Annotated in this window: 10 protein-coding genes; 6 read left to right on the top strand and 4 right to left on the bottom strand. The window is 66.8% G+C overall.

Annotated features, from left to right (window positions below):
- Positions 1–3: 3 nt before the first annotated feature.
- From QX094_RS29495 to QX094_RS29485, 3 genes are all read left to right on the top strand, one after another.
- Positions 4–480, top strand: coding sequence for a MaoC family dehydratase (locus QX094_RS29495; RefSeq protein ID WP_315714434.1), 477 nt, complete (start codon positions 4–6; stop codon positions 478–480).
- A gap of 132 nt (positions 481–612) precedes the next feature.
- Positions 613–1,530, top strand: a complete 918-nt coding sequence (locus QX094_RS29490; RefSeq protein WP_316164615.1) for an SDR family NAD(P)-dependent oxidoreductase — start codon at positions 613–615, stop codon at positions 1,528–1,530.
- 94 nt (positions 1,531–1,624) lie between these two features.
- Positions 1,625–2,869, top strand: coding sequence for a TIGR03862 family flavoprotein (locus QX094_RS29485; RefSeq protein ID WP_316164616.1), 1,245 nt, complete (start codon positions 1,625–1,627; stop codon positions 2,867–2,869).
- A 427-nt stretch (positions 2,870–3,296) separates the two neighbouring features.
- Here QX094_RS29485 and QX094_RS29480 read toward each other — a convergent pair whose 3' ends face one another.
- The 3 genes from QX094_RS29480 to QX094_RS29470 all read right to left on the bottom strand — a co-directional run bounded on the left by QX094_RS29480 (position 3,297) and on the right by QX094_RS29470 (position 6,814).
- A complete protein-coding gene (locus QX094_RS29480; protein ID WP_316185945.1) occupies positions 3,297–4,376 on the bottom strand; it encodes a D-TA family PLP-dependent enzyme in 1,080 nt (359 codons plus the stop codon).
- A 118-nt stretch (positions 4,377–4,494) separates the two neighbouring features.
- On the bottom strand, positions 4,495–6,306 hold the full coding sequence (locus QX094_RS29475) for an ABC-F family ATP-binding cassette domain-containing protein (RefSeq protein WP_315714430.1): 1,812 nt from the start codon (positions 6,304–6,306) through the stop codon (positions 4,495–4,497).
- Positions 6,307–6,310: 4 nt separating this feature from the next.
- Positions 6,311–6,814: a YaiI/YqxD family protein gene (locus QX094_RS29470; protein WP_316188409.1), complete on the bottom strand. Its 504-nt coding sequence runs from the start codon at positions 6,812–6,814 to the stop codon at positions 6,311–6,313.
- Between the two features lie 125 nt (positions 6,815–6,939).
- Here QX094_RS29470 and QX094_RS29465 point away from each other — a divergent pair, with 125 nt between their 5' ends.
- Positions 6,940–7,740: a hypothetical protein gene (locus tag QX094_RS29465; protein ID WP_316164618.1), complete on the top strand. Its 801-nt coding sequence runs from the start codon at positions 6,940–6,942 to the stop codon at positions 7,738–7,740.
- A gap of 374 nt (positions 7,741–8,114) precedes the next feature.
- Here the strand turns inward: QX094_RS29465 and QX094_RS29460 are convergent, their stop codons facing one another.
- Positions 8,115–10,490 (bottom strand): xanthine dehydrogenase family protein molybdopterin-binding subunit, encoded by a 2,376-nt coding sequence (locus tag QX094_RS29460; protein WP_315749777.1) that lies wholly within the window; start codon positions 10,488–10,490, stop codon positions 8,115–8,117.
- 200 nt (positions 10,491–10,690) lie between these two features.
- Between QX094_RS29460 and QX094_RS29455 the strand changes: the two genes are divergently transcribed.
- Both QX094_RS29455 and QX094_RS29450 read left to right on the top strand, forming a co-directional pair.
- Entirely contained in the window at positions 10,691–11,764 is a 1,074-nt protein-coding gene (locus QX094_RS29455; protein ID WP_315714425.1) for a Ppx/GppA phosphatase family protein, read from the top strand.
- Between the two features lie 108 nt (positions 11,765–11,872).
- Positions 11,873–12,568 (top strand): RlmE family RNA methyltransferase, encoded by a 696-nt coding sequence (locus tag QX094_RS29450; RefSeq protein WP_315714424.1) that lies wholly within the window; start codon positions 11,873–11,875, stop codon positions 12,566–12,568.
- Positions 12,569–12,612 lie beyond the last annotated feature (44 nt).

Below are 12,612 nucleotides of genomic sequence, written 5' to 3'. Positions count from 1 at the left end.
CGCATGAACAAGATCTGGAAGAAGCCGCCGATTTCGCTTGCAGCCTATCAGGCTATGGTCGGCCAGGAGATCGGCGTGTCGTCATGGCACGTGCTCGATCAGAAGCGCATCGACACCTATGCCGACGTGATCGAGGATCATCAGTTCATTCACGTCGACCCCGAGCAGGCCAAGGCGACGCCGTTCGGCACCACGATCGCGCACGGCTTCCTGACGATGTCGCTGCTGTCGGTCATGTCCTATGAGGTCATGCCGGCGATCGAGGGTACTGCGATGGGCGTGAACTACGGCTTCGACAAGCTGCGCTTCATCTCGCCGGTGAGATCGGGAAAACGCGTGCGCGGCCGCTTCGTCCTTGCCGAAGCCACTCTGCGCAAGCCGAAGGAGCTGCAGTCGCGCACCAACGTCACGGTCGAGATCGAGGGCGAGGACAAGCCCGCGCTGGTCGCCGACTGGATCGGACTCATCTATCTGAGCTAACTCACCTCGTCACAACCCACCCTTCGTCATCGCCGGGCTTGACCCGGCGATCCATCAAGTCCGAGAGTCTTTCGAAGTGGATGGATGCCCGGGTCGAGCCCGGGCATGACGAGCGACAAATAGGAACGACACATGGCAATCAGATTCGACGGGCGCGTCGCCATCGTCACCGGCGCAGGCAATGGTTTGGGGCGCGCGCATGCGCTGGGGCTGGCGAGCCGCGGCGCCAAGGTCGTGGTCAATGATTTCGGCGGCGCGCGCGACGGCACCGGCGGCTCGATGACCGCGGCGGAGACGGTGGTCGAGGAGATCCGCAAGGCCGGCGGCACCGCGATGGCCGACGGCGCCGACGTCTCGAATTTCGAGCAGGTCACCGCGATGGTGGAGCGCGCCAGCAAGGAGTGGGGCAGCGTCGACATCATGTGCGCCAATGCCGGCATTCTGCGCGACAAGTCGTTCGGCAAGATGGAGGTTGCCGATTTCGCCAAGGTGCTGGATGTGCATCTGGTCGGCACTTTCTACTGCTGCAAGGCGGTGTGGAACGGCATGCGCGAGCGCAACTACGGCCGCATCGTCATGACGACATCATCCTCCGGTCTGTTCGGCAATTTCGGCCAGGCCAACTACGGCGCGGCCAAGACCGGCATGGTCGGCCTGATGAACGTGCTGGCGGAGGAGGGCCGCAAGACCAACATCCGTGTCAACATCATCTCGCCGACGGCCGCGACCCGCATGACCGAGGAGCTGCTGCCGCCGCAGGCTCTGGAGCTGATGAAGCCGGAATCGATCACGCCTGCGGTGGAATATCTGCTCAGCGAGGACGCGCCCACGCGCACCATCATGGGCGCCGGCGCCGGCTCCTTTGCGGTGATCAAGATCCTCGAGAGCGAAGGGATCAACCTGCCGCCGGAGGAGTGGACACCGGACGCGATCGCCGCGCATTTTGCCGAGATCAGCGACATGTCGAGGGCGCGGGCGCTGCAGGGTGCGTTCGAGCAGACACAGAAATACGTCGGTCAGGCCGCAGCGCGGCTGGGGATCAAGCTGTAAGGCAGCATACATCGCACCCTCCGCCGTCATGGCCGGGTCAAGCCCGGGCATGACGACCTGTTGTGTGGTGACGCCATGGCCCTAAACTCCAGTCATGACCTTATCCAAGCAAGTTGCCGTCATCGGAGCCGGGCCGGCCGGGCTGATGGCGGCCGAGGTGTTGGCTGAGCGCGGTGCCGCCGTCACCGTCTACGACGCGATGCCGTCGGTCGCGCGCAAATTCCTGATGGCAGGGCGCGGCGGCCTCAACCTCACCCATAGCGAAGAGCTGTCCGCCTTCCTGTCGCGCTATCGCGAGGCGGCGGCGTGGCTGGAGCCGGCCATCCGCGCTTTCCCGCCGCAGCGGCTGCGCGACTGGTGCGAGGCGCTCGGCGAGCCCACGTTCATCGGCTCCTCGGGCCGCGTGTTTCCGACCGCGATGAAGGCCTCGCCGCTGCTGCGCGCGTGGCTGCGCCGGCTGGCCACGCAGGGTGTGCGCTTCGAGCTGCGGCATCGCTGGACCGGCTGGGACGAGGCAGGGCGGCTGATATTCGAGACACCGGCAGGACTGCGCGCGATCACGGCCGATGCGACCGTGCTCGCGCTCGGCGGCGCCAGCTGGCCGCGGCTCGGCTCCGACGGGGGCTGGGCATCGCTTCTCGCCGCGAAGGGGGTCGCGATTGCGCCGCTGCGGCCGGCCAATTGCGGCTTCACTGTCGCCTGGTCGGACATCTTCCGCGGCCGCTTCGAAGGCCAGCCGCTCAAAGGCATCGCGCTGTCGTTTGCTGATCGCAGCGTCCGCGGCGAGGCTATCGTCACGCGCGACGGCATTGAAGGCGGCGCGGTCTATGCGCTGTCCGCCGAGTTGCGCGAGGCAATCGCTCTGGAAGGCGCGGCCATTCTTGACGTCGCGCTGCGACCCGATCTTGCGACCGCCGATCTGGTCAAGCGGCTGTCAGCGCCCCGCGGCAAGCAGTCGTTCTCGAATGTCCTGCGCAAGGCGCTGCAACTGTCCCCCGTCGCGATCGGCCTGCTGCAGGAGGCGGCAAAAGCGCAAGGCCTGTCGCTGTCATCGCTGTTGCCGGACCGTCTCGCTGCACTGATCAACGCCGTGCCGATCAAGCTGACGGGCACCGCCGGACTGGCGCGCGCGATCTCCAGCGCCGGCGGCATCGCGCGTGACGAACTCGACGCCGACTTCATGCTCAAACGCCTGCCCGGCGTGTTCGCCGCCGGCGAAATGCTCGACTGGGAAGCCCCGACCGGCGGCTACCTGCTGCAGGCGTCGTTTGCGACCGGGGTCGCCGCGGGGAAGGGCGTGTTGAAGTGGCGTGCGGGGGAAATGGCAGGCAATGTCTGACCAGCTTCCCGAGCCCTGGTCTTGGATGACGGACGATCAGCTCCGCGCCGCGTTCGAAGAAGAACTTGCGCGCGAAGTAGGTCCCAATCATGCGCTGGCTAATCGGTCCCTCAGGATCGTCGCCCGACGCGAGGACTGCGACGACGTTCTTGTAGCGCTCGGGGGAGGCTGCGTGGCTCAAGTCCATTTGACGTGGACACGGCGCCGCGAGCTTGATCCTCGCTGGCCCGAGGCCGTCATCTACGATTCCATGGAAGATTGGCGGAACAGCTGCAGTGAATAGCCGAGCGGGCGGCCACAAACACCGTCGTCATTCCGGGGCGCCCGGAGGGCGAGCCCGGAATCCATAACCACGATCGGGCGTATGGATTCCGGGCTCAGCCGCTAGTGCGGCTGCCCCGGAATGACGCTGCGAGAGAGTTTCGCCCTACAGCAGCTTGCCGCGGGCGGCGACCGGCAGCGTGCCCAGGATCTCCTCGCCGCGGACCATGACGACCTCGTCCATCATGTTGACGACGACGCAGACGTGGTTGGGGATGATGCGCACGACGTCGCCGACATTGGGACGGGTATTGCTGCGCGACAGGTCGAGGAAGCCGTGCTCCTCGGCGAAGCGCGCGATCTTCGCTTCCGGGTGCTCCAGGATCAGTCCGTGGCCGTCGAGGCCGCCGGTATCCGTCGTCAGCGTCTTAGAGCCGGCGTCGAGGATACCGCGCTCCGGTGCGGCGCGGCTGACGACGGTCGAATAGATGTGCAGCGCGCAGTCGTCCCAGGTCGCGACACCGGCGGCGACCTGCATGCGGTCGTTGTAGATGTAGGTGCCGGGCCGATGCTCGGTGGCGCCCTTGAGCTTGCCGAGATTCTTCAGGTTGGGCGAGCCGCCGGTCGAGACGATGGCCGCGTCCAGCCCGTCGGCGCGGACGCCGGCCAGCGCCTCGTCATAGAACCGCTGCGCCTCGTCCCAGCCGGTCTCGGTCGGATACAGCATGAAGCCGGCGAAGCGCAGGCCGTCTGACGCTGCGATCTGGCGCGCGAGCTGGATCGCTTCCGTCGGCGTCTCGACGCCGGCGCGCTTGCGCCCAGTGTCGCATTCGACCACGACCGAGAGCGTGCGGCCGGATTGTTTTGCCGCCTGCGGCAGGCCGGCGATCACGGTCGCGTTGTCGGCGGCGACCGTCATGTCGGCCTTGGCTTGCAGCGCGGCGAGGCGTGCCATCTTCTCCTCGCCGATCAGGTTGTAGCTGATCAGGATATTGTCGATGCCGGCACCCGCCATGATCTCAGCCTCGCCGATCTTCTGGCAGGTGATGCCTTGCGCGCCCGCCTCGATCTGCAGCTTCGCGAGCACCGGGCTCTTGTGCGTCTTGATGTGCGGCCGGTTGGCGACGCCCGCGGCCTCGCACTGGGCCTGAATGCGCGCGATGTTGCGCTCGACCCTGTCCATGTCGATGACGGCACAGGGCGTGCCGTACTCCCGGGCGATCCTGGCGGCGAGCGGGGTGGTCATGTCATTTACTCCATGTTGCCGTCATTGCGAGGAGCGAAGCGACGAAGCAATCCAGAGTCCGGCTGCAGCCCCGGATTGTTTCACGTCGCTCGCAATGACGAAGTGATTTCGATGAACGTTACGCGCCCTCGATCTCCTCGCGCAGCACTTCGAGCTCGAGCCAGCGGTCCTCGGCGGCGGTGAGCTCGGCTTGCGCAGTGGCGATCGCGAGGGAGGCGGCGTCGAATTTCTTGCGGTCTTTCGCATACAGCGCGGGGTCGGCGAGCACGGCCTGCTGCTTGGCGATCTCGGCTTGCAGCTTGGCGATCGTCTTCGGCAAGGTCTCCAGCGCGTGCTTCTCGTTGAAGGAGAGCTTGCGCTTCGGCGCGCTCGCAGGCGCCGTGGCCGCGTGCTTGGTTTCCTTCTTCTCCTCAGCCGCCTTGGCATGCTGGCGCTTTAGGTCGGCGCCGCGTTGCGCCAGCATGTCGCTGTAGCCGCCGGCGTATTCCTGCCATTTGCCGTTGCCCTCGGGGACGATCACCGAGGTGACCACGCGATCGAGGAAGTCGCGGTCGTGGCTGATCAGGATCACCGTGCCCTCGTAGTCGCCGAGCATGTCCTCGAGCACATCGAGTGTCTCCAGGTCGAGATCGTTGGTCGGCTCGTCCAGCACCAGCAGGTTCGATGGCTTGGCCAGCGCGCGCGCCAGCATCAGCCGGCCGCGCTCGCCGCCGGAGAGCACTTCGAGCGGCGTGCGCATCTGCTCGCGCGAGAACAGGAAGTCCTCCATGTAGCCGACGACGTGCTTCGGCTTGCCGGCCACCATGACGTGATCGCCGCGGCCGCCGGTCAGCGCTTCGGCGAGCGTCGTCCGGGGATCGAGGCTCTCGCGGTGCTGGTCGAGCGTCGCCGTCTCCAGATTGACGCCGAGCCGGATGCTGCCGCTGTCCGGCTCGCTGCCGCCGGTGAGCAGGTTGACCAGCGTGGTCTTGCCGGCGCCGTTCGGGCCGACGATGCCGATGCGGTCGCCGCGCTGGATGCGGATGGAGAAGTTGTCGACGATCTTGCGATCACCAAAGCTCTTCGAAGCGCCCTTCGCTTCGATCACCAGCTTGCCGGACTTGTCGGCCTCGGCCGCGGCGAGGTTGGCGGCGCCCGCCGTGCCGCGATAGTCGCGGCGCTGCTGGCGCAGCGCATGCAGGTTGGCGAGCCGCTTGACGTTGCGCTTGCGGCGGCCGGAGACGCCGTAGCGCAGCCAGTGCTCTTCGTTGACGATCTTGCGGTCGAGCTTGTGCTGCTCGCGCTCTTCTTCCGCCAGCACCTCGTCGCGCCACGCCTCGAACGCCGCAAAGCCGCGGTCGATCTGCTTGATCTGGCCGCGGTCGAGCCAGGCGGTCGCGCGCGACAGATTGGTGAGGAAACGGCGATCGTGACTGATCAGCACCAGCGCCGAGCTTCGGCCGTCGAGCTCGTTCTCCAGCCATTCGATCGTGGTCAGGTCGAGATGGTTGGTCGGCTCGTCCAAGAGCAGGATGTCGGGGTTGGGCGCGAGCACGCGCGCCAACGCCGCGCGGCGCGCCTCGCCGCCGGAAACATGCGCCGGATCTTCCTCGCCGGTGAGGCCGAGCTGCTCGACGAGATAGCGCGCCTGATAGTGATCGTCGCCGGGACCGAGCCCGGCCTCGACATAGGACAGCGTGGTGGCATGGCCGGAGAAGTCCGGCTCCTGCGGCAGGTAGCGCACGGTGGCGCCCGGCTGCACGAAGCGCGTGCCGCTGTCGCACTCGACGAGGCCGGCGGCGATCTTGAGCAGCGTCGATTTGCCGGAGCCGTTGCGGCCGATCAGGCAGACGCGTTCGCCCGGCGAGACCGACAGCTCGACGCCCTGCAGCAGGGCGGTGCCGCCGAAGGTCAGGCGGATGTCCTTGAGTTGGATGAGAGGCGGCGCCATGGGTCTAGCCTTGCTGCTGCATCCGCGCGGCGCGCTGGCGCTGCATGCGGCGGATGGTCTGATCGAGGGTGGAGAGGAAGGTGGAGCGGTCGCGCGGCGTGAACGAGCGCGGCCCGCCGGTGACCTCGCCGGACGAGCGCAGATCGGTCATGAGGTTGCGCACGGCGAGCGTCATGCCGATCGACTCCTCGGTGAACGCCTTGCCGTTCGGCGCGATCACCGCGCTGCCGGCCTTGACGCAGCGGCTCGCCCGCGGAATGTCCGCTGTGATGACGACGTCGTCGGCGCCGGCGCGCTCTGCGATCCAGTCGTCCGCGGCATCCATGCCGCTGCCCGCCGCCACGCGCGTGATCAGGGGATCCTCGGGCACGCGGATGAAGCCGCCCGCGACCACGATCACTGGCAGGCCGTGGCGGATCGCGACGCGATAGATCTCGTCCTTCACCGGACAGGCGTCGGCGTCGACATAGATCGTGACAGGGGCGAGCTCGGCGGTTTCGGTCGTCATCTGGCGTTCTGCTGGGGGTGGCCGGTTGGTACCCCATCGCCAGCCAAATTGCGAGCCAAACGCTGGCCTTGCCAGGACCTTTCCGGCCGTTACCATCGCCCGAAAAGGGTCAAAGGGAGGCAAGGATGGCAGACGGAATCGCGACCTATGCGGTCGAGGCGTTCAACACGGCCAAGCAGTCCGAGAACAAGATGCACGATGACAGCGTGGCGCGCCGGTTCGGCTTCGCGGGCGGCCTCGTGCCCGGCGTCGAAGTGCTGGCCTATATGCTGCATCAGCCGGTTGTGCGCTGGGGCCGGGCATTCCTGGAGCGCGGGCTGATCGAGGCGCGGTTCACCAAGCCGGTCTATGACGGCGAGATCGCCGAGGTCAGGGCGGAGGAGGTCGGCGACGGGCTCAGCCTGGAGGTCGTGAGTAAAGGTGAGATCTGCGCCACCGGTTCCGCGTCGCTGCCCGCGTCAGCGCCCGACATCGCTCTGGCCGAATATCGAGAGGTTCCAGCCGCGGCGGTGCGGCCGCTCGTCAGCGCGGAGTCGTTCGCTGTCGGCAGCTGGCTCGGCACGGCGGCACGCGCGTGGCCAGGGCAGGCGGCCACCGCCTATCTCTCTGAGATTCGCGAGCGCGATCCGATCTATGCAAACGAGCGGCTTGGTCACCCGGGCATGTTGCAGAGGGTGATGAACCGGCTGCTGGTCGACAATGTCGTCCTCGGCCCCTGGATTCACGTCGGCAGCCGAATGCAATTGCTGTCGGCGATTGCAGAAGCCGAGGAGATCACGGCGCGTGGCCGGGTGGTCGCGAACTACGAGAAGAAGGGCCACCGCTTCGTCGAGATCGATGCGCTGGTGGTCGCCAATGGCGACCGCCCACTCGCGCATTGCCATCACGTGGCGATCTATCAGCCGCGCGCGCAGGCGGCCGCCTAGCGGACGGACTTGGCAAGAGGCACGCGGCATCCAAAAGACAGCTGTCATGCTCCGCCTGCGCGGACGATGACGGCGAAGTTCTGGGTACGCTGCTTGCCCCACACTCCCGTCATTGCGAGCGCAGCGAAGCAATCCAGAGTGTTGCCGTGGAGGCAGTCTGGATTGCTTCGCTACGCGCTACGCTCGCAATGACGTGGAGAGGACCCGCGGCCCAATCTCGACAGTCCGTAGCCCGGATGCGCGCACGCCGGCGCCCAGCGGGTGCAGGCGGGAGCGACATCCGGGTTCACCGATACAGCCCGTGAGACCCCGCATGCGGGCTACGGGCTTTTCGTTTGGCAATGAGAGTTTTCGCCTCATCGCGAGCGAAGCGGCTACGCCGCGGTCCTCGCCTTGCCGTCCTGGATCGCGCGCCAGAGCTTTTCGGTGGTCAGCGGCATGTCGAGATGCTTCACGCCGTAGTCGGACAGTGCGTCGATCACCGCGTTGATCACGGATGCCATCGAGCCGGCGCAGCCGGCTTCGCCGCAGCCCTTGGTGCCGAGCGGGTTGGACTTCGCCGGCACCGGATGGTTGTCGACCGTCATCATCGGCACGTCGGAGGCGCGCGGCAGCGCGTAGTCCATCAGAGATCCCGTGATCGGCTGGCCGCTCTCGTCGTAGCGTAGATGCTCCATCAGCGCCTGGCCGATGCCCTGGGCGACGCCACCATGGAGCTGGCCGGCGACGATCATCGGGTTGATCACCGTGCCGAAATCGTTGATCGCGGTGTAGGCGACGATCTGCGCGACGCCGGTGTCCGGTTCGATCTCGACCTCGCAGACATGACAACCATTGGGGAACGTCGATTCCGTTACTGTCGAGTTGTGGTCGACGTCGAGCGAGGCTGGCACGCCGTCGGGCATCTTGCCCTCGCGCAGGCGGCGCGCCAGCTCCATGATGTCGATGCTGCGATCGGTGCCGGCGATGGTGAACTGGCCGCCCGCGAACTCGATGTCGGCTTCCGAGGCTTCGAGCAGATGCGCGGCGGCCTGCTTGCCCTTGGCAATGACGAGCTGTGAGGACTCGACGATGGCCTGGCCGGTCGCGGTGATCGAGCGCGAGCCGCCGGTGCCGTTGCCGAACCGCACGAGATCGGAATCGCTCTGCTCCAGCCTGATCTTCTCGAACGGCACGCCGAGTTGCGCCGACAAGACCTGCGAGAACGGAGTCGCGTGGCCTTGGCCGTAGTCCAGCGTGCCGGTCGTCAGGGTCACGCCGCCATCGGCGTCGAAGGTGATCTTGCCGAGCTCGCCCGAGGGCGGCGCGGTCACTTCGAGATAAGAGCCGACCGCGATGCCGCGCAGCTTGCCGTTCTTGCGGCTCTCGCGCTTGCGCTTGGCGAAGCCGGCGTAGTCGGAGACCTGCAGTGCCTTCTCGAACACCGCGGCGAAGTCGCCGGAGTCGTAGGTGACGCCCGACGCCGCCGGGAACGGCATCTGGCTCGGCTTGATGAAGTTGCGCTTGCGGATGGTGAGACGGTCGATGCCCATCTCGCGCGCGGCGGTGTCGATCAAGCGCTCCATGAAGTAGTTGGCCTCGGGACGGCCGGCGCCGCGATAGGCGCCCATCAGGGTGACGTTGGTCAGCACGGTCTTGATATCGACGCCGAGCAGCGGCGTCTTGTAGACGCTGGCGAGGTTCTTGCCGGTGTTGAGCGACAGCGGCAGCGGTGCGACGCCCATGATGTAGGCGCCGAGATTGCCGTAGCCGGACAGTCTCACAGCGAGGAACCGGCCGTCGGCGTCGAGCGCCAGCTCGCCATGGATGATCTGATCGCGGCCCTGGCTGTCGGACAGGAAGGCGGTGGTGCGCTCGTCGCGCCATTTCACGGGGCGGCCCAGCTGTTTGGCGGCGTGCAGGATGCAGACATATTCGGGATAGGAGACGTTCTTCATCCCGAAGGAGCCACCGACATTGGTGGTGAGGATGCGGACCTTGTCCGGCGCGACGTTCAGAATCTTCGCCAGCGTCGCCTTGTTGCCGGACACGCCCTGGGTCGGCACCTGCAAGGTGAAGCGCTCGGTCTTGCCGTCGAACGCCGCGAGCGCGACGCGCGGCTCCATCGACACCACGGCGACGCGGGTGTTGACGATGTCGAGCTTGGTGACGTGCGCGGCCTTGGCGAAGGCCTCTTCGATCTTGGCCGTGTCGCCGTAATGATAATCGAGCGCGACGTTGTTGGGGATATGGTCATAGAGCTGCGGCGCGCCGGGCTTGGCGGCTTCCTCGGCATTGGTGACCGCGGGCAGGGGCTCGATATCGAGCTCGACCGCCTCGGCCGCGTCGCGGGCCTGGGCCGCGGTCTCCGCGACTACGAACGCAACGGGGTCGCCGACGAAGCGGACCTTGTCGGTGGCGAGCGCCGGCCGGTTGGTCTGCAGCAGCGGCGAGCCGTCCCGGCCCTTCAGCGGCAGGCCGCAGGTGAACGGACCATAATTGGCTCCGGCGAGGTCGGCGCCGGTCCACACCCCGAGCACGCCGGGCATCGCCTTTGCGGCCGCGGTATCAATTCCCTTGATGATGCCGTGGGCGTGGCTGGAGCGCACGATCCAGGCATGGGCCTGGCCGGGCAGGTTGAAATCGTCGGTATATTTGCCGTGACCGCGCACCAGCGTGTCGTCCTCCTTGCGCCGGACCGGCTGCCCGACGCCGAATTTCTGCAGCGCGATCGCGTTTTCGAGGGAGGCCGGGGAGGTGTGATCTTGCATGGATGAGGACCCAAGGGGCTGAATTGGTCGCAAATGCGGGCTGTTCCCAGATAGTGCAGCGCCCGCGGCCGGACAACGGTTGATTAGGAATGGTGCATCACGCCTGATGGAGGGGCTGTTGCGCCGGCGCTATCCACTGATAATGTCTCACGAAAGAGAACTTCCATCTGGGCCGGTTCGGCCAGCGGAAAGACATTTGAATGATCAATGACACGCGGCTGCGGGAGAGTCCCGCGCCGCGCGGGAACTTGGAGCCCGGCTTGCGTCCGGGTCTGGACGTCGCGACGCCTTCCTGCGCCAGCAATGGCAGCAGCGTCTACGCGGCCCTGGACCTCGGAACCAACAATTGCCGGCTCCTGATCGCCTGTCCTTCGGGCGACAGTTTCCGCGTGGTCGACTCCTTCTCGCGCATTGTCCGGCTGGGCGAGGGCATCTCGACCACCGGCTGCATCAGCGACGCGGCGATGGATCGGGCCATCGCGGCGCTCAGCATCTGCCGGGACAAGATCCAGTCGAAGAAGGCCAGGCGCCTGCGGCTGATCGCGACCGAGGCCTGCCGCGCTGCGGCCAATGCCGAGGGGTTCCGCAGCCGGGTTGCGGCGGAGACCGGCATCGAGCTCGAGGTGATCGACCGCGAGACCGAGGCGGCGTTGGCCGTCAAGGGCTGCGCGCCGCTGCTCGATCCCGGCGGGCGAGGGGCGATCCTGTTCGACATCGGCGGCGGCTCCAGCGAGTTGGTCCGGATCGAGCGCGATGCGGGCGACCGCAACGCCGAGCCGCGGATCAAGGCATGGATGTCGATCCCGCTCGGGGTCGTGACGCTGGCCGAACGGTTCGGCGGCCGTGACGTGACGCCGGAGATCTATGCCGCCATGGTCGAGGCCGTGGCCGAGCATGTTGGCCCGTTCGCGGCCGAGAACGGCGGCGATCTCGCCGGCATGCATCTGCTTGGAACCTCCGGCACCGTGACGACGCTGGCGGGCATCCATCTCAACCTCGCGCGCTACGATCGGCGCCGGGTCGATGGCATCTGGATCAACGACGCCGACATCACGACGACGATCGGCAGGCTGCTGGCGATGAGCTACCAGGAGCGCGCCGAGAACAATTGCATCAGCATCGACCGCGCCGATCTCGTTCTGGCGGGCTGCGCCATTCTCGACGCCATCCGCCGGTCCTTTCCGCTGCCGCGCCTGCGCGTCGCCGATCGCGGCCTGCGCGAGGGCATGCTGGTCGAGATGATGCGCGAAGACGGCGCGCTGCGCACGGCGTAGCGACTTCACCCTCCCCTGGAGGGGGAGGGTGACCTTTGTAGTTCCGCCAGACCTCGAGCGTGGACGGATTTTCGCCTCCCGCGTCTGGTCACGACGACCGAGAAACACATGGCAAAAGACACCACCGGCCGCATGCATGTGCAGGTCAAGACCGGAGGCAAGCGCAAGCTGTCCTCGAAACTCTGGCTGGAGCGCCAGCTCAACGATCCCTATGTCGCGCAAGCCAAGCGCGACGGCTATCGCTCGCGCGCGGCCTACAAGCTGCTCGAGATCGACGACAAGCATCATCTGCTCAAGCCCGGCATGACGGTGCTCGATCTCGGCGCCGCGCCCGGCGGCTGGAGCCAGATCGCGGCGCGCCGGGTCGGGGCCGAAGCCGGGAAGGGCAGGGTGATCGCGATCGATCTGCTGGAGATGGGCGAGATCCCCGGCGTCACCTTCACCCAGCTCGACTTTCATGCCCAGGATGCGCCCGAAAAGCTCCGCGCGATGCTCGGCGGGCGTGCCGATGTGGTGATGTCGGACATGGCGGCCAACACCACCGGCCACCGCAAGACCGACCAGTTGCGCATTGTCGGTCTCGTCGAACTCGCCGCGCATTTCGCCAGCGAGGTGCTCAAGCCGGGCGGCAGCTTTCTCGCCAAGACGTTCCAGAGCGGCGCCGATGCCGACTTGATGGCGCAGCTCAAGCGCGATTACGCCAGCGTCCGTCACGTCAAGCCGGCGGCGAGCCGGCAGGATTCGTCGGAGCGCTACGTGCTGGCGATGGGGTTCCGCGGCGGAGAGCAGGCCGACCTGTTGTAATGGCGTCATTGCGGCCTTGACGCCCTGGCGATACAGAGCAGGGG

Origin of the sequence: Bradyrhizobium sp. SZCCHNS1050 (assembly GCF_032484785.1) — a bacterium.
GTDB lineage: Bacteria > Pseudomonadota > Alphaproteobacteria > Rhizobiales > Xanthobacteraceae > Bradyrhizobium.
The sequence above is the reverse complement of the archived record's forward strand: the minus strand, read 5'-3'. Positions and strand labels throughout refer to the sequence as shown.